At 42.9% G+C, this 19,421-nt stretch carries 20 protein-coding genes; 16 read left to right on the top strand and 4 right to left on the bottom strand.

From position 1 onward, the window contains the following. Positions 1 to 256: 256 nt before the first annotated feature. Positions 257 to 664 carry a heme-binding protein gene (locus VC178_RS11170; protein ID WP_323482621.1) on the bottom strand — a complete coding sequence of 136 codons (408 nt, stop codon included), beginning with the start codon at positions 662 to 664 and terminating at the stop codon, positions 257 to 259. Between the two features lie 10 nt (positions 665 to 674). Next, positions 675 to 2,222 (bottom strand): galactarate dehydratase, encoded by a 1,548-nt coding sequence (gene garD, locus VC178_RS11175; RefSeq protein WP_323482581.1) that lies wholly within the window; start codon positions 2,220 to 2,222, stop codon positions 675 to 677. Between the two features lie 89 nt (positions 2,223 to 2,311). On the opposite strand from garD, the gene VC178_RS11180 reads away from it, so the two are divergent. From VC178_RS11180 to VC178_RS11245, 14 genes are all read left to right on the top strand, one after another. Beyond that, on the top strand, positions 2,312 to 3,337 hold the full coding sequence (locus VC178_RS11180) for a LacI family DNA-binding transcriptional regulator (RefSeq protein WP_323482582.1): 1,026 nt from the start codon (positions 2,312 to 2,314) through the stop codon (positions 3,335 to 3,337). A gap of 124 nt (positions 3,338 to 3,461) precedes the next feature. Continuing rightward, positions 3,462 to 4,217, top strand: a complete 756-nt coding sequence (locus VC178_RS11185; RefSeq protein ID WP_323482583.1) for an SDR family oxidoreductase — start codon at positions 3,462 to 3,464, stop codon at positions 4,215 to 4,217. 6 nt (positions 4,218 to 4,223) lie between these two features. Next, on the top strand, positions 4,224 to 5,177 hold the full coding sequence (locus VC178_RS11190; RefSeq protein WP_323482584.1) for a 2-hydroxyacid dehydrogenase: 954 nt from the start codon (positions 4,224 to 4,226) through the stop codon (positions 5,175 to 5,177). Between the two features lie 15 nt (positions 5,178 to 5,192). Beyond that, a complete protein-coding gene (locus VC178_RS11195) occupies positions 5,193 to 6,143 on the top strand; it encodes a tripartite tricarboxylate transporter substrate binding protein (protein WP_323482585.1) in 951 nt (316 codons plus the stop codon). 55 nt (positions 6,144 to 6,198) lie between these two features. After that, entirely contained in the window at positions 6,199 to 7,182 is a 984-nt protein-coding gene (locus VC178_RS11200; protein WP_323482586.1) for a Bug family tripartite tricarboxylate transporter substrate binding protein, read from the top strand. A gap of 22 nt (positions 7,183 to 7,204) precedes the next feature. After that, a complete protein-coding gene (locus tag VC178_RS11205) occupies positions 7,205 to 8,122 on the top strand; it encodes a dihydrodipicolinate synthase family protein (RefSeq protein ID WP_323482587.1) in 918 nt (305 codons plus the stop codon). 272 nt (positions 8,123 to 8,394) lie between these two features. After that, positions 8,395 to 9,210, top strand: coding sequence for a fatty acid hydroxylase family protein (locus tag VC178_RS11210; protein WP_323482622.1), 816 nt, complete (start codon positions 8,395 to 8,397; stop codon positions 9,208 to 9,210). 20 nt (positions 9,211 to 9,230) lie between these two features. Further along, entirely contained in the window at positions 9,231 to 9,800 is a 570-nt protein-coding gene (locus VC178_RS11215; RefSeq protein WP_323482588.1) for an antibiotic biosynthesis monooxygenase family protein, read from the top strand. A gap of 5 nt (positions 9,801 to 9,805) precedes the next feature. Beyond that, a complete protein-coding gene (locus VC178_RS11220) occupies positions 9,806 to 10,495 on the top strand; it encodes a GntR family transcriptional regulator (protein ID WP_323482589.1) in 690 nt (229 codons plus the stop codon). A 53-nt stretch (positions 10,496 to 10,548) separates the two neighbouring features. Beyond that, entirely contained in the window at positions 10,549 to 11,844 is a 1,296-nt protein-coding gene (locus tag VC178_RS11225; RefSeq protein WP_323482590.1) for an ABC transporter substrate-binding protein, read from the top strand. A 54-nt stretch (positions 11,845 to 11,898) separates the two neighbouring features. Further along, a complete protein-coding gene (locus VC178_RS11230; RefSeq protein WP_215296567.1) occupies positions 11,899 to 12,783 on the top strand; it encodes a branched-chain amino acid ABC transporter permease in 885 nt (294 codons plus the stop codon). Then, positions 12,780 to 13,748, top strand: a complete 969-nt coding sequence (locus tag VC178_RS11235; protein WP_323482591.1) for a branched-chain amino acid ABC transporter permease — start codon at positions 12,780 to 12,782, stop codon at positions 13,746 to 13,748. The genes VC178_RS11230 and VC178_RS11235 overlap by 4 nt, the downstream gene beginning before the upstream one ends. Then, positions 13,745 to 14,509: an ABC transporter ATP-binding protein gene (locus VC178_RS11240; protein WP_323482592.1), complete on the top strand. Its 765-nt coding sequence runs from the start codon at positions 13,745 to 13,747 to the stop codon at positions 14,507 to 14,509. The genes VC178_RS11235 and VC178_RS11240 overlap by 4 nt, the downstream gene beginning before the upstream one ends. Continuing rightward, entirely contained in the window at positions 14,502 to 15,209 is a 708-nt protein-coding gene (locus VC178_RS11245; protein ID WP_323482593.1) for an ABC transporter ATP-binding protein, read from the top strand. Before VC178_RS11240 ends, VC178_RS11245 begins: the two co-directional genes overlap by 8 nt. Here VC178_RS11245 and VC178_RS11250 read toward each other — a convergent pair. Then, on the bottom strand, positions 15,206 to 16,255 hold the full coding sequence (locus VC178_RS11250; RefSeq protein ID WP_323482594.1) for an alpha/beta fold hydrolase: 1,050 nt from the start codon (positions 16,253 to 16,255) through the stop codon (positions 15,206 to 15,208). The two genes, VC178_RS11245 and VC178_RS11250, sit on opposite strands and share 4 nt — an antisense overlap. Positions 16,256 to 16,334: 79 nt before the next feature. On the opposite strand from VC178_RS11250, the gene VC178_RS11255 reads away from it, so the two are divergent. Continuing rightward, positions 16,335 to 17,198, top strand: coding sequence for a phytanoyl-CoA dioxygenase family protein (locus tag VC178_RS11255; protein WP_323482595.1), 864 nt, complete (start codon positions 16,335 to 16,337; stop codon positions 17,196 to 17,198). Further along, a complete protein-coding gene (locus tag VC178_RS11260; protein ID WP_323482596.1) occupies positions 17,195 to 18,295 on the top strand; it encodes a Zn-dependent alcohol dehydrogenase in 1,101 nt (366 codons plus the stop codon). Before VC178_RS11255 ends, VC178_RS11260 begins: the two co-directional genes overlap by 4 nt. Here VC178_RS11260 and VC178_RS11265 read toward each other — a convergent pair. Beyond that, the gene (locus VC178_RS11265) at positions 18,292 to 18,909 is read right to left on the bottom strand and encodes a cysteine dioxygenase (RefSeq protein WP_323482597.1); all 618 of its coding nucleotides are present in this window, start codon (positions 18,907 to 18,909) and stop codon (positions 18,292 to 18,294) included. The genes VC178_RS11260 and VC178_RS11265 overlap by 4 nt on opposite strands. Positions 18,910 to 19,421: the final 512 nt, after the last annotated feature.

Raw genomic sequence — 19,421 nt, forward strand, 5'->3', positions numbered from 1 at the left:
CGACACAAATTTGAGCTTTTCATCCATCTTCGTACTTTCATTCCACGGCATAGAGTGGTCCCTCCTATGCCAAAAACTGTAAAGTATGTGTCCGGTATAAAGTGTTAACTATGTGTCGAGTCGTACACAACGACTTAGGGAGAAATTCCTAAGTCGTTTTTCTTTCTGTGCAGTCGGTGCGTAAGCAATATCCACGCATCTTCCAGAGGAGCTCCAATAAACTTATGGATCTGTAGTTGGAGCAATGAACTGCTTATTAATTTAAGATTGCGGCAATTCCTGCTCTTGCAGTATTACCGTCTTCTCCATTCTTTACGCCAGATACGCCAACAGCGCCAATCGTATGACCATCCACTACGATATTGACTCCGCCTTCTAGCATCATAGAGATATGAGGGGCAGATAAAAAAGCATGTCGTCCCTTATTAATCATTTCCTCGTAGGCTTGGGTCTCCCTTTTGCCCATAGCAGCAGTACGTGCTTTTTCTTGAGCAAAATATGTAGACACTGGTTGGCAGCCATCCCGTCGAATAAGTCCAAGAAGATGGCCTCCATCATCACAAACTGCTATAGCAACGATATGACCTTTTTCAATAGCGTATTGATTAGCTGCATCCAAAATCTTTTGAACATTTGCCTGAGTTAGATAGGGCTTAGTGGGCATCATGATGAATTTAGGTCACGGGTGCTGGATTAAATAATGAAATCGCATTGTGTAATTTCCATTGCTCTGCAAAAGTTTTCTTGCGACCACTAGCAACCTCTAACATCATATGAAACATCTCCCAGCCAATGTCTTCTATGGATGCAGTGCCATCTGCAATCTTGCCTGCGTTGATGTCCATCAAATCGTTCCAACGTTTAGCCAAGTCAGTTCTTGTAGCTACCTTAATCACGGGAACAGCCGCTAGTCCATAAGGCGTTCCGCGACCAGTGGTAAAGACGTGTAAATTCATGCCTGCTGCTAACTGCAAGGTCCCGCAAATAAAGTCGCTCGCTGGTGTAGCGGCAAAAATTAATCCTTTTTGCTTAAGCTTATTGCCTGGAGCTAAAACGCCAGAGATTGGTGAGGTACCAGATTTAACAATTGAACCCATTGCTTTTTCGACAATGTTTGATAGCCCCCCTTTTTTATTGCCCGGCGTTGTATTGGCACTTCTGTCCACTTTGCCTCTTTTTAAGTATGCGTCATACCAAGCCATCTCATCAATCATGGCTTTGGCAACCTCTGGAGTCATTGCGCGAGAGGTGAGTTGGTCAATACCATCTCGTACTTCAGTTACTTCCGAGAACATCACTGATGCGCCGGCTCGAACTAAAAGATCTGTGCAAAACCCTACTGCAGGATTGGCTGTTACCCCAGAGAAGGCATCACTACCACCACACTGAACGCCAACAATAAGTTCACTGGCAGGTACAGTCTCGCGTTTGCGAGCATTAAGTCTTTCAAGATGGGATTCTGCAGTCTTCATAATGGAATCAATCATGGACATAAAACCAACATGGACTTCATCCTGTAGGCAAACTACATCTAGCTCTTCAGACGTATTACCAGCATTGATGGGTATGCTACCGGGTGGAAGCAATCTTTGAGGTTGAAGCTTTTCACATCCAAGGCTAACAACCATGACTTCGCCGCCAAAGTTTGGATTTAGGCTGATATTCCTTAAGGTGCGAATTGGGATATCAGCTCCATCAGCTTCAATTGCTACTCCACAGCCATATGTATGCTCAATCCCGATCACATCATCGACGTTGGGATACTTTGGCAGTAGCTCGCTTTTAATTCTTTGTACGGCATAGTCAACCACACCCGATACACATTGAACAGTTGTGGTAATGGCTAATATATTTCTTGTTCCAACTGAGCCATCAGCATTTCTGTAGCCTTCAAATGTGTACCCTTCTAGTGGCGGCATTGGTGCTGGCTTGACTGTGGCGATTGGAAGATTGTCTAGTCCTCGTACATCAGGCATTCTCATAATTTGTTCACTCACCCAGCTTCCAGCGACGATATCCTGAGCTGCATACCCAATCGGTATTCCATATCGAATTACGGGAGAGTTCAAAGGCAAGTCCACTAAAGCAACTTTGTGCCCTTGTGGCACATGTTCTAGCAAAGTGAGTCCAGACGAAAGCTTGGCTCCGGCGGGTAAACCACCGTCGTTGGCAACAATCGCTACGTTATCGCGATCATTCATGCTGATAGTCAGCGGTATCATCACTTAGTCCTATTAGTTGGCATGGAATATATTGTGTGAGATTATGACAGAAATGATAGCGCTATCAATTTACCTATGCAAGTGCCTCTATGAGTGAAAATGAGGTTAAACGTAGTCGCCGTAGTAGTGGAGCAATTACGCTTCATGATGTTGCTCGTTTAGCTGGTGTTTCCCCAATTACCGCTTCTAGGGCCATTAATAAGCCAGAACAGGTTTCGCCAGAACTATTAAAAAAGGTTGAGGAAGCCGTTTCTCGGACAGGTTATGTCCCCAACAGAATAGCTGGGGGTTTGGCATCCTCTAGAAGTAAGCTGATTGCCGCAGTTGTACCTAGTACTGTTATTTCTGTATTTAATGAAACTATTGAAGCGCTTAATAACACGTTATTTGATGCTGGCTATCAGTTGATGCTTGGCCAATCAGTGTATTCATCAACTAGAGAAGAGCTGCTCTTAGATTCTGTGATTGGTCGTCGTCCTGACGGCATTTTTTTAACAGGGGTGATGCAGCCGGGTAAAGGTCGTACACGTCTCATGGCTTCTGGAATTCCAGTGGTAGAAACCTGGGATTTAACACCGACCCCAATTGATATGCTAATTGGTTTCTCTCATACGGATATTGGCTTAGCAGTCGCCAAGTACCTATTGGTAAAGGGTCGAAAACAGTTTGCCATTATTCGTGCTGAAGATGAGCGTGCAGATCGTAGAACGATGGCATTTGATGCTGCCATTGCAGAAGTAGGGTTGCCTAAACCTTACGTTGTTAACGTAGGTGATCAGCGCTCCATTCGAAGTGGACGTGATGCCATGTTTAAGGTTCTTAAAAATGCCCCACAGACTGACGCTATTTTTTGTAGCTCAGACCTACTTGCTTTAGGGGCACTAACTGAGGCTAGGGCGCAAAAAATTGAAGTGCCAAAGCAGATCGCTATTGTAGGATTTGGCGATATCCCATTTGTAGCCGACATGCTTCCCGCCTTAACTACAGTTCGGATTAACGGTGGAAGAATTGGCCAATTAGCTGCACAATACCTCATGGATAGAGCAGAAGGTAGAGAAGTCTTAAATCCACTCGTCAATGTTGGCTTTTCGATAATTGAGCGAGATACAGCCTAAAACACCGTAAAAACCCTAGAGTGAATAGTTTGACAAGTTCGATTGGTATCGCTTATATTTCACCTTATTTGGTAGCGCTACCATTTATTAAATAATGGCTTCTCAATAAATCGAGGCAAACAATATGTCGAATGAAAGAATTGCTTTAGTAACTGGTGCTGGAAGTGGAATCGGCAAAGCCGTTGCTTTGGCATTGCTTGAAGATGGGTTTAAGGTTGTTCTGGCGGGAAGAAGATTAGAGCTGCTGGAGGAAGTTGTGCAATTAGCCAAAGAAAAAGGGCAAGAAGCTTTTCCTGTATCAGTAGATGTTAGAGACCCTACGAGTGTTGATCATTTATTTGCAGAGATAGAAAAAAAGTATGGCCGTCTAGACGTGGCTTTTAATAACGCTGGTGTTAATGCCCCAGCTGTCACTATTGATGAACTACCTTTAGAGAAATGGCAAAACGCTATTGATACTAATGTCACCGGTGTATTTTTATGTGCCCGCGCTGAATTTGGTTTGATGAAAAAACAAAGTCCTCAAGGCGGCCGAATTATCAATAATGGCTCAATTTCAGCACATACTCCACGTCTTTACACAACGCCATATACAGCAAGCAAACATGCCGTGACAGGGATTACAAAAGGCATTGCATTGGATGGAAGAAAGTTCAATATTGTTGCCAGCCAAATTGATATTGGTAATGCCCTTACAGAATTGTCCGTGCGTATGACTAAAGGCGTTCTTCAGGCTAATGGCGCTCTTGCACCAGAACCCATGATGGATGTGAAGCATGTTGCTGATGCGGTTCGTTACATCGCTGCATTGCCACTCTCGGCAAATGTACTCAATATGACGGTAATGGCAAGTGCAATGCCATTTGTTGGTCGAGGATAAGAAAAAATGAAACCTACAGTCTTGCAACTTAGCCCAATTTTGATTCCATCAGTCAGTCAAAAACTCAATGAGCTATATGACGTTCATAAGTACTTTGAGATTGAAGATAAAGAAATTTTTATTGCCAAGCATGGTTCTTCTATTAGCGGTGTGGTGAGCGGTGGTCACACAGGAATCAGTAAAGCTTTAATGGAGCAGCTACCAAACTTGAAGGTGGTTGCAGTCAATGGAGTAGGGACAGATGCTGTTGATATGGCGTATGCCAAGAGTCGCGGTATTCATGTCACAGCAACCTTTGGTGCATTGACTGAAGATGTTGCCGATTTAGCTATTGGTCTTTTGCTTGCAACTTGTCGTGGTATTTGTTCGGGCGATCGATTTGTACGCGAGGGTAATTGGGTTAAGTTTCCATCCCCAACTGCAATTCCATTGTCACGTCGTTTTAGTGGCATGCGTGTGGGTATTGTTGGTATGGGTCGCGTAGGGCGGGCAGTAGCAATTCGTGCTGCGGCCTTTGGGTGCCCTATTCGATATACCGATCTACAGAAAATGGATGACTTACCATACGGCTTTGTTCCTGACTTGGTTGAGTTAGCGCATCAAAGTGATGCTTTGATCCTTTGCGCTGCTGCAGATAAGGCTGAGGGCATTGTGAATGCAAAAGTACTGAATGCTTTAGGCAAGGATGGATTCTTAATTAATATCGCACGCGGCAAATTGGTAAATGAGCCAGATTTAGTAGATGCGATTAAGAACGGAAAAATTGCAGGAGCTGGCTTAGATGTTTTTGTTGATGAGCCAAATGTGCCAGAGGTTCTTCTGAAGAATGATTCAATCGTAATGCAGGCTCACCGTGCAAGCGCTACTTGGGAAACTCGTACTGCTATGGGTAATATGGTTTTAGATAGTCTCGCTCAAGGTATAGCAGGTGAGAGGCCTGAAATGAGTCTTACTACATAAAGGGAGTCCACTTAAATGAAAGCTCAATTTTTAATTGCATTTCTTTTTATCTGTGGGTTAGCTCAAGCGCAGTCATACCCCAATAAACCGATCACTATCATCATTGGCTCGACTCCTGGCAGTACTAGCGATGGGTTAGCCCGAGCTATTGGTGTAGAAATTACCAAGGAAACTGGGCAGGCAGTTATTGTCGAGAGTAAAGCGGGTGCCTTTGGTGGAATTGCAGCTCAGTATGTGGCAAATGCTAAACCTGATGGTTACACCCTGTTTGTTACGACCAATACCACTCAAGCAGCTAATCCACATTTGATTAAAAAGCTTCCATACGACCCAATCAAGGATTTCAGTCCAATTACTAAGCTTGTGCAAGGCTATATGTTGTTGGTTACTAATCCTGCGTTAAAAGCGAACTCGGTGAGTGAGCTAATCGTGCTCGCAAAAAAAGAACCTGGAAAGTTAACTTTTGGTGCCGGTAGCTCTTCAGCGCGCGTTGCGGTCGAGTTGTTTGAAAAGATGTCTGGCACCGAGATGGTTTATGTACCATACAAGTCTAATCCTTTAGCGGTAATTGATTTAGTTGGTGGGCAGGTAGATTTAATGATTGTGGATTTAACAACGAGCCTACCGCAAGTAAAAAATGATAAGTTAAAAGCCTTAGGGGTTAGTAGCTTGACTAAATCTCCGCTGGTGCCGACTTTGCCAACCATCGCTTCTGCTGGTATCCCGGGTTATGAGTTCTCTCACTGGAATGCTTTGTATGGACCTTCGGGAATGGATGCGGCTACGATTAAGCGTATAAATGAGCTGTTTATATCAGCGATGAAAAAACCTGCTGTCAAAAAGTTTGTAGAAGAAAATGGTATGGAGGTTTCAACAAGTACACCTGATGGATTATCAGTTTTTCAAAACGCAGAGTTAAAACGCTGGGGTCAAATTATTAAAGATGCCGGCATACAGCCTGAGTAAAAAGAAGAGTAATTTATCTTAATTAATAGCAAATCATCATAAATTGGAGACTCCAGTGTTTAAAAGTATGAGGGCTAGTAATGTAATTGCAGCTTTATTTCTTTTATTGGTAGCTTCTTTAGGGAATGCTCAAACTGGAAGCTTTCCTGATCGATCTGTGACGATCGTGGTTCCATTTCCGCCAGGCGGTGGAACAGACGCTGGTGCTCGATTGATTGCACAAAAGTTATCTACCCGCTGGGGTCAGTCCGTCATTATTGATAACAAGGCTGGCGCGTCTGGCATGGTCGGATCTGAATATGTATCTCGTGCAAAGCCAGATGGCTATACCTTGCTCATCGGCAATATCGGCACCTTCTCAATCAATCCATCGCTCTACAAAAAAATGCCTTACGACCCAGACAAGGCATTTGTGCCGGTGAGCATGATTGCAGAATTGCCATACTTTCTTTTGGTTACCCCAAGTGTGAAAGCTAATAATGTAAAAGAATTCATTGCTTTTGCAAAAGCCAATCCTGGAGCGGTTACCTATGCAAGCTCAGGTAGTGGGAGCGGTCCACATCTCGCGGGTGAGATGTTTGAAAAAGCAACCGGCTTAGACATGATGCACGTACCATATAAGGGCGGTGGTCCAGCAGCTGCTGATGTCATGGCAGGGCACGTCAATATGTATTTCTCAACCGTGCTGGAATCAATTGGTTCTGTAAAGTCTGGCAAGCTTAAAGCATTAGGTGCAAGCTCATTAGTCCGCTCACCAGCAATGCCTGAGTTACCAACTATAGCTGAGTCTGGTGTTCCTGGCTTTGATGCTGCTTCATGGATTGGAATCGCTGCACCAGCAGGAACCCCTCCAGTACTCGTGGATAAGATTGCTGCCGATATTAAAGCAGTGATCTTAGAACAAGATACAAAGCAAACACTCATTCAGCAGGGCGCTACACCTATGCCGCTGACACCAACTGTGTTTAAAGCAAGAATTGAAAGTGACCGACAAAGGTATGCAAAGGTCATTAAAGATGGAAATGTGCAAGTAGATTAATTGAATATTAAAAGAGGCCATTGTGCAATCAACTACATTACCCGCAGTTCTAGCTCCTGTCATTAGTCCTTTTAATAGTAATGGTCGAATTGATGTCGCTAAGCTATTAAAGCAATGTCAATGGCTTAAGGCAAATGATGTAGGCATAGCAATTTTTGGTACGAATTCAGAATCAAACTCTATTTCTGTAGCTGAGAAGTTGGAAGTATTGGAGAAGCTCATTATTGGCGAAGTAGACCCCAAGACTATGATGCCTGGGACAGGCGCATGTTCAGTTGATGAGACAGCTTTGATGACTTCAGCTGCAGTGAAGGCAGGATGTGCCGGAGTATTAATGTTGCCCCCTTTTTACTATAAGGATGTCTCTGATGATGGACTTTTTGCCTATTTTTCTGAGGTAATAGAAAAGGTTGGGGATAGCGCGCTTCAGATCTACCTATACAACATTCCCCCTATGACTAAGATTTCTATGAGTTTGGGGCTGCTAGAAAGATTGATTACTGCTTATCCAAATACGATAGCGGGTATGAAAGATACGTCTGGCGATTGGTCATATACCGAAGCCGTATTAAAACAATTTGCAGCACGAGGATTTAGGATGTTCGTAGGCAATGAATTGTTCTTACTGCGAACGATGCGCGCTGGTGGTTATGGCTGCATCTCTTCCATGGCAAATATTGACCCACGCAGAATTGCTTACTTGGCAGCACATTGGGAAGATAGTAATGCTCAGCAACTGCAGGCTGACATTGATACGCTAAGAGCTTGCTTAGTACCATTTCCAACTGTACCAACCATGAAAGCCGTGATCGCCCAATTTTCTAATGATCCAGAGTGGGCTAGGGTTCGGCCCCCATTGGTTTCATTAACAACAGAACAGCGTAAGCAGATGGCTATAGAGTTAGGAAAAATACAATTTTCTATTGATGACCTGAGCTGATAACTGAAGCAATATATTCATCATTGCATAGTGAATATTCCGATGAGGTTCTTACTCGTTACTTTAAGTAACGCTGGGGGTGCCAAAAAGTGTGTAGGCAATTACTGCACACTTTCAATGCAACCTCAATAGATGGGGGGTGGTATAAGGGAAACCCCCATCATTTGAAGTGGATCAAATCTGACATTTCCCTAGTATATTAGTGACATATATGTTCCACAAAAGCTTAATCTAAGCGGGAGATGGTTATGAGTATTGCATTCCAAGAAATGGTGATGACAGAACGGCAAAAGAAGTTTCGTGAAAAATATTTCAATGAAATAAGTCCTTTTTATAATGGCCTTGTACATATTGGAGTGATGTATACGGTTGGAATCAGTCTCATTTATTACTGCGTTTCAAATCTACATGATGTTACTTGGGAGTGGATGGTCATCCTTCCAGTGGCTATTGCTGGAAATTTTGTTGAGTGGGCGATGCATAAGTATGTAATGCATCGCTTAATTGATGTCTTTGCGCTGCGCGCAATCTATGACCGACATACTCGTCAACACCATCAATACTTTACAGACACTGACTACACAATCGACACAGTAAAAGAGTTTAGGATTGTTTTCTTTCCATGGCGCGTACTAACAGTACTAGGCGTCTTTGGAACGTTCTTGGGTTATGTGGCAAGCCAAATCTTTAATCCTAATGTTGGGTATTTCGTATTCATGACTATGGTTGGTCACTACTTGATTTATGAAACCTTTCACTACTGTTGCCATATTAAAGAGAACTGGTTCGTACGTAATATGCCTTTCATCAATACGATACGTCGCCACCATGCAGCACATCACAATCTTGGCATCATGATGCATAAGAATATGAATCTGAGCTTTCCGCTAGCTGATTGGGTTATGGGCACATCTGATTTAAAACGAGGCTTATTAGGAACCTTATTGAATGGATTTAATCAGGCTCATATAGACCCTGATCTAAAGCCTATTATTGAGAAGTTTAAAAACGGTAAGATACAAGAAGAAAAAGTTACGCTCGAAGGTCCAATTTTGACTTCTGAAGAAGCAAAAGCCTTAGAGAAATAATTGACAATACTACTTATCTCATGACCTACGCCGTTTTCTTTGATGTTCTGCCAAAAAAAGGTTTTACAGGCGCCTATTTTGGAATGGCGGCTGGCTTAAAGCCTATTGTAGAAAAGAATCCAGGATTTATTTCAGTGGAGCGCTTTGAAAATTTAGGCCAAGCTGGCTGGTATCTATCCTATTCACAGTGGGTCGATGAGAATGCGCTAGGCTCATGGCGCTGTCAACATGATCATCATGGCGCCCAAGTTTGTGGCAGAAATTTAGTCTTGGAAGATTATCGATTGAGGGTAGGTAGTGAGCAAAGTAGTGGCTCAGATAAATCTTGCATTCTAGCTTTAGTCGGTGATTTTTCTGCTGTGCAGACAGCTACTGAGAGTGCCACAAAATCCTTTGTGAATGCTGCAAGATTATTTAAGGGTGTGATCAATCCAGCGCGAGGTATTGCTTTATTCGATTGTGATTTTGATAGTGCCTTGAAAGCAAAGGCTTCTTTAGCCAATCAGAAATTGTTTGATTTTGGCTTCTATGAAGTTCAGCGAGATTATGGAATGTTTGATCGAGCGCAAGCTCCCACTGCTTTTGCTTAAAGAACATGGCTACTAAAAAAAATACTAAAGCTTCTATCGTAGTTCCTGTTGAATTGGTGTCCTTATCAGATCAAGCTTATGAGCAATTGGAAGAGCTTATCGTCACGATGAAGCTGGCTCCTGGCACCCCAGTCTCAGAAAGTCAACTTTCCACTATGCTCGGCATCGGTAGAACTCCTATTAGAGAAGCTATTCAGCGTTTGAGTCATGAACATCTTGTATCTATCATGCCTAAACGGGGTATTTTTATCTCCGACCTAAATCCACAAAAACAACTAAGAGTATTGGAGACTCGTCGTGAGTTAGAGAGATTGATTTGCAAAAAGTCAGCAAAGAGATGCAATCTAGAAGAGCGCAAACAATTTGAAAGAGTAGCTAAAGACTTTAAAAAGGCTGCAAAAGAGAAAAATGAAAAGCTTTTTCTGAAGGTTGATAAGGAGTTGAATGATTTAACGATCGTTGCATCTAAAAATGAATATGCATCAAAGGCGTTGTCAATGCTGCATGGTATGTCCAGAAGATTTTGGTTTGGTAATTTTCATCAGATCGGCGATATTACAGTTGCAGCAATGCTGCATGCTGATATAGCGGATGCTATTTGCGAAGGTAATGAAAAAGAAGCTGGTTTAGCAGTAGATAAGTTGCTTGATTACATAGAAGAATTTACCCGTAAGACAGTAATGTCACATGAGTAATGGCGTTAGTTGTAGTTGATGTCTTGTTAAATTGAGTTTTATAGGAGACTGAAATGAAAAAGCAGAAAATAAATAATCATGGTCGTCGTGAGGTGATTAAGGGGATAGGGGCCCTTTCAGCGCTAGCGGCTAGTGGATGGGGATTCCCAGCGATTGCACAAAATACCCCAATTAAGATCGGCATCTTGGCGCCTCGAGCTGGTATTGCGGGCACGATCGGTGAATGCGGTCTGCGTGGCGCAATGTTTGCAGCTGATAAAATAAATAAGACGGGTGGTATCGGTGGTCGCAAAGTTGAACTAGTCATTGAAGAAGAGACTAATGCCAAAGATACAACTGAGCGTTATCGCAAGCTAGTTCTCCAGGACAAGGTAGATTGTGTTCAGGGCTTAGTATCCTCTGGCGTTTCATTGGCTCTTGGACCTACAGTTGAGGAGATGCAAACAGTCACCATTTATTGGGACGGTACTACGCAAGATGGCGTGAAAGAAACAATTCCAAAGCCGAAATATCTTTTCCGCTCAACAGATAACGAGTGTGAAGCAGTGATGGCCTCACTGATTGCAATTAAGCAATACAAAGGTAAGTTTGCAACCATTGCCGGAATCAATCCAGACTATTCCTATGGCAGAAATAACTGGGCAGCATTCCAGGCGCTCTTAAAACGTTTCAATATTGAGCATAAGGTTGTTGCAGAGCAGTGGCCTAAAGTTGGCACTATGGAGCTATCAGGACAAATTGCTGCTTTAAAAGCCGCCAAACCTGATCTCATCTTCTCTTCGCTCTTGTTTGCTGATTTACCAGTGTTTATGCAGAACGCTAGTGCAGCTGGATTAGGTAATGGCGATGTGAAATTTGTTCTGCCAGCTGCCGGCTTTCAGCACACACTAATGAAGAAAGAGTTCACACCAGAGGGTATGGTATTTGGGCACAACACGATGTACTTTGATTTACCAAATGCTACTCCTCTGCAAAAAGAATTCGTAGCGCTCTACTACGATAAATACAAAGACTATCCAAACTGGGAAGCTGACAGAGCATACTTTGCAATGCAGGTCTATAAGGCTGGCGTTGAGAAGGCACTTAAAGCCAATGGTGGTAAGTGGCCAGATAAAGATCAAATTGCTTCCGCCATGGAAGGCGTTCAAGTTCAATCATTGGGCGGTCCAGGCATGATGCGTAAAGATCATATTGCTGAGCAAACTTTCTATCAGGGTTTGACAACGCATAAGAACAAGTATGACTTCGTCACAATTAATCCAGTAGATAAAAAGTTTAGTGATCAACTCCAGAAACCTCCAGGAATGGATTTCTGGCAGTGGATTGACACAGCCAATATCACTCTTTAATAGTTAGTGCCGCTGAGCAGCTTTTGGGCTGCTCAGCTTTTTTGAATGTGAAAAATGACAGCATTTATTGACATTATTCTTAGCGGGCTTTTTCATGCCGCAGTTTTATTTTTACTAGCTGGCGGTTTGCAGCTTGTCTTTGGCGTTCAAAAAATTGTGAATTTAGCTTGCGGTGCTTTCTATGCCCTAGGCGCTTATTTCGGAATCACTCTCGTTTCATTAGCTATTAAATTTGGCATACCTGCCTATAGCTTGATTTTGGTGCTCATTGTTGCAGGACTACTGATGGGCCTGGTCGGCCCAATCATTGAGCGCTTATTACGCCTGGTGTATGACCGCGAGGAGGGCTTTCAGCTTTTGCTTACCTTTGCCATTATGTTGCTCTTGGAGGATCTGATCAGAATGATCTGGGGTGCAACCCCAATGACTCTAGGTAATTTATCGATGACCTATGGTCAACTCAATTTCGCATCTACTTCGATCCCAACTTATAAGATTTTAGTGATTGGTGCGAGCATTATCTTGGCGCTTGGTTTGGGTTGGATGCTGCAAAAGACAGACTTTGGACGGATTGTTAGAGCTACTGCAGAAAACCGTCGCATGAGTGAGGCGATGGGTGTCAATGTGGTGTGGATCAATGTGGCAATTTTTACTATGGGAACCATTTTGGGAACAATTGGCGGAGCCTTAGTTGTTCCAACTGCTGCGGCATCTTTGGAAATGATTTCCGAGGTGGTTGTTGAGGCTTTTGCGGTAGTGGTGATTGGTGGTCTTGGTAGTATGCGTGGCGCATTAGTTGGAGCGCTGATTGTTGGTATTATGCGAGCCTTTGCTGTTTCAATCTACGCAGAGATAGATCTTCTCTTAATTTATTTGATTGTGATTGCAATCTTAATCTTCAAGCCGGCTGGATTATTTGGTAAGGCGGTGGAGTCATGAACCTCCGTACCAAACTGACCCTACTGGTTTGCTTGGCCATCTTATGTGTTGCTCCATTCTTCCTGAGTCCTTATCACACGACTTTATTGCTACCAGCAATTGCCTATAGCATTATTTTGCTCGGGTTCAATCTTCTATTTGGCTATATAGGACTCCTTTCATTTGGCCATGCATTGTTTGTGGCGGTTGGAGCCTATACAGTCGCTATTCTGACAAGTAGATTAGGTATTAAAAATATGGAAATCATATTTTTATGTGCTATTGCTGCAAGTGTTGTGGTTGCTGTACCGGTCGGCCTGATCTGCGTTCGATATGTACGCATCTTCTTTGGTATGTTAACCCTTGCATTTGGAATGCTGTTTCATTCCATCTTGTTTAAGTTTTATGATTTATCGGGTGGAGATTCTGGTATTCAGGTAGTAAGACCATTCTTATTTGGTCAAGACTTGAGTAGCATGGATAAGACGAGCTTTTTAGTTGGACCATTTTTCTATTACTCCATCATTATTTTGATTCTATTGGGAGCGCTGATGTGGCGAATTGTGCATTCTCCTATGGGCATGCACTTTCGTGCCATTCGTGACAATCCTAGAAAAGCTGAGTATCTCGGTATCCAGGTGCATCGCTTTCGTTTGATAGCATTTGTTATTTCTGCAGTCTATGGCGCCATTGGTGGAGCTCTATTAGTTGTGCCTGTGGGTCTTGCTGATCCAGAGCTTGCCTACTGGACGCATTCAGGAAATATTGTATTCATGACGATCTTGGGTGGCTTTAATAATTTCTTTGGCCCAATCGTAGGTGCCTTTGCTTTTATTGGTCTCAAAGATCAGCTCGTTGGCTTAACGCAATATTGGCGCTTTGCCTTGGGCGTAGTCTTGGTCTTACTGGTCTTGTTATTACCTAATGGAATTATGGGCTTATTACAAGCTAGAAAAAGAATGGTTTCTCAGGAGAAAGCACAATGACCCCAATACTTGAGGCCAAAAATGTTTCTAAAAACTATGGTGTCTATCAAGCTTTAAAAAATGTGAGCTTGAAATTCTTCGAGGGAGAGACGATCTCTATCGTTGGACCAAATGGTGCTGGTAAGACTACTTTTGTTAATGTGCTTACTGGTTTGTTAAAGCCTACTGAAGGTGATGTCGATTTTTATGGTAAGTCCATTGCAGGAGTGGGTCCCGTTAAGCTTTCTCAGTATGGAATGGCCAGAGCTTTTCAGCTGGTACAAATTTTTCCGCTAATGACAGTGCAAGAAACGATTATTTCTGCAGTTATTTCGCAAACTGGCTCTCAATATAATTTCTGGTCTAGTGCGGCTGCACAAAAACCTTTAGTAGATAAGGCTTATGAGGTTGCCAAAATATTTAATCTCGATAAAAAAATGTCCTGGCAAGCCTCATATCTCTCTCAAGGTGAAAAGAAGCTTCTCGATATTGCTAGTGCATTTGCACTAGATCCTAAGGTAATCTTGCTCGATGAGCCTACTAGCGGCATCTCTACCGCAGATAAGCGCGGCATTATGGATACCTTGATGGAGGCTGCAAAGATCTCAGGCATCAAGACTATCTTGCTAGTTGAGCACGATATGGAATTAGTGGCTGAGTATTCAACACGCATTGTTGCGTTGGCTGAAGGGCAGTTATTGGCTGATTTACCGCCAAAAGAGTTCTTTGCCAATGCTGAACTAGAAGCGCAGATTATTGGAAAGCGGGTTTCTCATGCTTGAGATCAAATCTTTGGCAGTTGATATTCAAAATAGCCCGATATTGCGTAACATTAATATTGATGTGAATCCTGGTGAGTTGGTATGCCTTGTTGGTAGAAATGGTGCCGGCAAAACAACGACTTTAAAAAGTCTCATGGGGTATTTGAAACCCAAGAGTGGCGATATTCTGTGGAAAGGCAAGTCTTTAGTTGGTATGAAGACTTTTGATATTGCTAGAGCAGGGATTGGTTTCTCCCCAGAAGAGAGTGAAGTGTTTGGTGATCTAACTGTAGCTGAAAATATTGAGATGCCGACTTGGACTATTCAAACCAAACTGTCCAATGAAGAGCGCATTGCGTTAGCTTACAAAATCTTTCCTAAGTTAGAGCGCTATCGAGATAGGGGTGGTCACCATTTATCTGGTGGTGAGCGCAAAATGCTCTCGATTGCTAGGGCACTTGCCTTGGATCCTGAGATGCTGATCTTAGACGAACCATTTGAAGGACTTTCTCCAGCTATTATTCCCGTGATTAGTGATGGCTTATCTTCGATACGAGGTCTCGGTAGAGCTATTTTGATGGCAGAATCAAATGCCTTCCATATTCCAGACTATGCAGATCGGGTTTACATCATTGAGCGTGGAGAGATTATTTTTTCTGGCTCAGTTGAAGAAGCTAAGCGGGTTGCTCAATCCCAACTATCTATCGCCGCTAAGATTTAGAGTCCAGTCAAACTATCAATAGCCTTTGAAATGGCTTCAGTAGATGGGGCATCAAGAGCGCTAGCAGCCATATGCCCCCAGTTTGTATCTAGTTTCACCAATAAACAATTGGGAATCAAACTTGCTGAATGAATAGCTTGTTCAATTGGATTAAATAGGTCAAGACTGGGAACGCTAATGAGGCATTTAGCTCTAATGGATCTAAGAGCTTTTGCTAAGTCACCATTAAACGAAGCTGTCTGACTCACATCATGTGCATCGTATGCGATTGATTGGTAAATCCAGTCCAGGGGGTGGAAATTCATCCCCTTCCACCATTGCAGCCTTTGTTCATACCAGTTTTGTATTTGGGCAATATCTGTAAATTGTTCATCGCACTGCTTGGGTGTACGCATTGCCAGCATTTGCATTGTTGGCAACCATGCTAACCAAGCTGTATCAGGGTCATATGAGCCATTCATCTCGATATGAGGGGCTAGACACTCGCGAGCTGCCCTGGTCATTGTTGATGCCCATGCAGTCGTTTTAGACATGGGTGTCAGTGCAATGATGTAGTCCATGAAGTCTGGGTGGGAGACAGCCCATTGCAGAGCTTGCATGCCACCCATAGAGGCCCCAATGATCGCATTGACATGAGTAATACCCAGTTGATCAAGCAACTTCTTCTGGCTCTCAACCATATCTCGAATTGTAAATTTAGGAAACTGAAAGTAAGGCTGTTCTTTTGAATTAGATGGAGAGCTGCTGAAACCATTCCCAAGTGCATCAATCGCAATAATGCGAGTATTTTTGATATCCAGTGTGTGAGATTGATTGATTAAAAAATCAAGACGATGATGAATGCTGCCAATGGCGCATAAGAAAATGACTAGTGGCTTTGAATGATCTCCAAGTTCACCATGAACTACATAGCTGACTGAGCAATTTTTGATTTGCCCACCCAATTCGAGAGAAAGGTCCCCGATGCTCGATAAATGATGCGGCGCATCAATCCAATCGCTTTGTAATGCTGGATGGTTATTTAGATAGCTTGTATCTATTGACACGGCAGGCATCCTTCAATAAAGTTTTCTGTAATGTACAGCTTATATATTAGTTGATCAATTGAATGAAAGCGAGATAAAAATGCCTAAGTTTTTAACGGAAGCTCAGGTGCAGCAATTTAAGGATTTGGGCTACGTTTCCAATCTTAGGGTAATGAATGCTCAGCAGACGCAGGGTATTCGAGATCTATTAGAAGATTTTGAACGGCGCCAAGGGTCTCCTTTGCATGGTTCTCAAAGACATAAAACGCACTTATTATTTCCTTGGTTAAATGATTTAGTACGAGATACCAAAATTGTGGATGCGATCGAAGATTTATACGGTAACAATATTTTGTGCTGGACAAGTAATTTCTTTATTAAAGAAGCGCATGATCCTGGATTTGTATCGTGGCATCAGGATTCTACATACTGGGGTTTGTCATCCCCTGATGTTGTGACTGCATGGATTGCCTTATCTTCTAGTAATACAAGTAATGGGGCTATGGCGGTAATTCCGGGTACCCATGCGATGGAGCAAATCCCACATCGAGATACTTACTCTAAAAATAATCTACTCACCCGCGGGCAAGAAGTTGCTGTTGAGGTTGATGAGAGTAAGGGTGTAACTTTAGAGCTAGAGCCTGGCGAGATGTCTTTACATCATGTACGAATTATTCATGGATCACCTCCTAACAATTCAAATTCAAGACGGATTGGTTTTGCAATTCGTTACATCCCAACCCATGTAAAACAAATTGAGGGCGATGATTCCGCAACGCTAGTAAGAGGTGAGGATACATTTAAAACCTTTGCTCATGAACCCAGACCTAGTCAAGAGATGGAGCCTGATTTTGTGAAGCTGCATCAAGAGATCACAGAGAAAAGTGCAAAGATTCTTTATAAGGGTACTAAGGTTGAGAGTTACGACGCCTCATTAGCTGATCCAAGGGTGCGCTCTGCATGAATTTTTCCGGAGCGGTACTCAGAGAGCTTGGTCGCCCCTTGCAAATTGAGACTTTGTCTCTAAAGGGTCTATTGGCTAAAGATGTGGTTATCAGAATTAAGGCCACTAGCCTGTGTCACACGGATCTTGAAGCGGTAGAGGGCGCCCTGGGAACGCCAGTTCCATTTATTCCTGGTCATGAAGCTGCTGGTATTGTTGAATCCATAGGTAAAGACGTTGCGCATCTCAAACCAGGGGATCATGTTGTTATCTCTTGGAACCCTTATTGTGGCACTTGTTACTTTTGCCAACGTAAACAAAGAATCATTTGTAGTCAGTATCGCGCCAATGCTACTAAGTCATTTCATTTTGATGGCGCACCTAGAATTTACGCAAAGGATAAGCCCGTTCATCAGTTGATGTATGCAGGGAGTTTTTCTGAGGTTGTTGTAGTGACCGAAGAGTGTGCAGTGAAAGTGCCCAAAGAATTACCTTTTGAGGTTGCTTGCTTGATTGGCTGCGGGGTCATGACTGGGGTTGGAGCTGTTCTTAACATTGCCGAGCTAGAGCAAGGTGGAACCGTGGCAGTCATTGGATGTGGAGCAGTTGGACTATCTGCAATTCAAGGGGCTAAGCTGGCAAATGCCGGAAAGATCTTGGCGATTGATCGGGATCCGGTAAAGCTACAAATAGCCAAACAGTTTGGCGCTACTGATATCTTACTTGCCGATGAAAACGTAATTCAAGCTTGTATGCAGATGACCCATCAAATTGGATTTGACTGTGTTGTCGAATCTGCAGGTAATGAAGCAGCTTTTCAGTTAAGTGTAGAGATCGTCAGGCCTGGTGGGAAAACAGTTTGGTTGGGCAAAGTACCGGTCAATCAAAAAGTCTCATTTCGTTGGGGCTCCCTCATGGGTGAAAAGCGCATTCATCGCTCTAGTTATGGCGGTACTAGACCAGAAATTGATTTCCCTTTTTTGGCGGAAGCCTATTTCTCAGGAAAATTACTGCTCGATCAGTACATTACCAGCAGAATTGGTTTGGCAGATGTGAATGAGGGGCTCGCTCGTCTAAAGCAAGGCAAAGAAATCCGCTCAGTGATCTTATTAGATTAAAGGCTTGCTCGAATTTCAGCAGAGCGATCCCATAGATTGGGAACTTGTTTTGAGGAATAGCCAGAAACGAAATTCTTAGGACTGCCGGTGGCAGGATCATAGGTGTGACGTTTGACTGCACCAATATTAGCGCCATATACATGAATGCTGATCGATGTTTTATCAGCAACAGCATTGCTCACTACATGAATATCGCCAATAGCAGGGCTAACCGCCTCAATATCGCCTTGGTGCAAAAGAGTTTCAGCGCCATCAATCACTAATACACCTGATGGTAATTGCTTGTAGCGCTGACCTTTTTCCATTCCTCTAAGCATGCCAATCAGACCCCAGATGCAGTGATCATGTATTGGTGTCTTTTGACCCGGACCCCATACAAAGCTCACTACAGAAAATCTTCCCAATGGGTCCGCGTGTAGTAAATACTGCTGATAAAAATCAGGGTGGGGAACAGTACAAAATTCTGGAAGCCAAGCATCAGTTTGAATCAAGGTTTTGAGTAATTCAGAACCCTGGTTAATCAGCTTTTGCTCCTCATGCTCATGAGAAACCAAATTCGTCATGCTAACGACGAATTCTCTTAAGGGTGCGATGGTATCTAATTGATTGCTCATATTCTTATTCTCCATTGGTATTAAAGAGTATCAAGCTACCCGATGTTTTAGTTATGATACTAAATATAAGATAACTTTTTTATTGCTATTAAGTTGAGCAAGATTCGAGTTCCTTAAGCATTACTTAAAGTAACACTCACTCGGCAAAAGCTATTTGGAGTAACGAGGTGTTAGACGGTTGCTCCAAAAATCATGTGGTTATGAAAACCAAAGAGCGAGGCAATACATCTCGTGATCTTGTTAATCTAGTCACACAAATACTCACACACCGATATTTAGGTGACATAACCTCTTGAAATCCTAATGGTTTTCTTTGGATGTCTGCTCTCATAACCAGAGAGCCTAAACAGGACCAAAAAGTAATCAAAAGCTAGTTTTTGAGATTAAAAGTGAGATTTGGTCATTTAAGCGTTACTTTAAGTAACGCTGGACATGCTCGAAAGTGTGTAGACGCTTACTACACACTTTCTAGTGCATCCTCCGCAAACATATAGTTATGCAATTTAAGAAAT

The organism is Polynucleobacter sp. AP-Sanab-80-C2 (assembly GCF_035012965.1).
Taxonomy (GTDB): Bacteria; Pseudomonadota; Gammaproteobacteria; order Burkholderiales; family Burkholderiaceae; genus Polynucleobacter.

Coding starts and splice junctions, on each gene's coding strand:
- VC178_RS11255 (WP_323482595.1), top strand. CDS start 16,335: ATGCCTAAGTTTTTAACGGAAGCTCAGGTGCAGCAATTTAAGGATTTG.
- garD (WP_323482581.1), bottom strand. CDS start 2,222: ATGATACCGCTGACTATCAGCATGAATGATCGCGATAACGTAGCGATT.
- VC178_RS11220 (WP_323482589.1), top strand. CDS start 9,806: ATGGCTACTAAAAAAAATACTAAAGCTTCTATCGTAGTTCCTGTTGAA.
- VC178_RS11235 (WP_323482591.1), top strand. CDS start 12,780: ATGAACCTCCGTACCAAACTGACCCTACTGGTTTGCTTGGCCATCTTA.
- VC178_RS11185 (WP_323482583.1), top strand. CDS start 3,462: ATGTCGAATGAAAGAATTGCTTTAGTAACTGGTGCTGGAAGTGGAATC.
- VC178_RS11245 (WP_323482593.1), top strand. CDS start 14,502: ATGCTTGAGATCAAATCTTTGGCAGTTGATATTCAAAATAGCCCGATA.
- VC178_RS11195 (WP_323482585.1), top strand. CDS start 5,193: ATGAAAGCTCAATTTTTAATTGCATTTCTTTTTATCTGTGGGTTAGCT.
- VC178_RS11240 (WP_323482592.1), top strand. CDS start 13,745: ATGACCCCAATACTTGAGGCCAAAAATGTTTCTAAAAACTATGGTGTC.
- VC178_RS11215 (WP_323482588.1), top strand. CDS start 9,231: ATGACCTACGCCGTTTTCTTTGATGTTCTGCCAAAAAAAGGTTTTACA.
- VC178_RS11230 (WP_215296567.1), top strand. CDS start 11,899: ATGACAGCATTTATTGACATTATTCTTAGCGGGCTTTTTCATGCCGCA.
- VC178_RS11170 (WP_323482621.1), bottom strand. CDS start 664: ATGCCCACTAAGCCCTATCTAACTCAGGCAAATGTTCAAAAGATTTTG.
- VC178_RS11260 (WP_323482596.1), top strand. CDS start 17,195: ATGAATTTTTCCGGAGCGGTACTCAGAGAGCTTGGTCGCCCCTTGCAA.
- VC178_RS11180 (WP_323482582.1), top strand. CDS start 2,312: ATGAGTGAAAATGAGGTTAAACGTAGTCGCCGTAGTAGTGGAGCAATT.
- VC178_RS11265 (WP_323482597.1), bottom strand. CDS start 18,909: ATGAGCAATCAATTAGATACCATCGCACCCTTAAGAGAATTCGTCGTT.
- VC178_RS11225 (WP_323482590.1), top strand. CDS start 10,549: ATGAAAAAGCAGAAAATAAATAATCATGGTCGTCGTGAGGTGATTAAG.
- VC178_RS11190 (WP_323482584.1), top strand. CDS start 4,224: ATGAAACCTACAGTCTTGCAACTTAGCCCAATTTTGATTCCATCAGTC.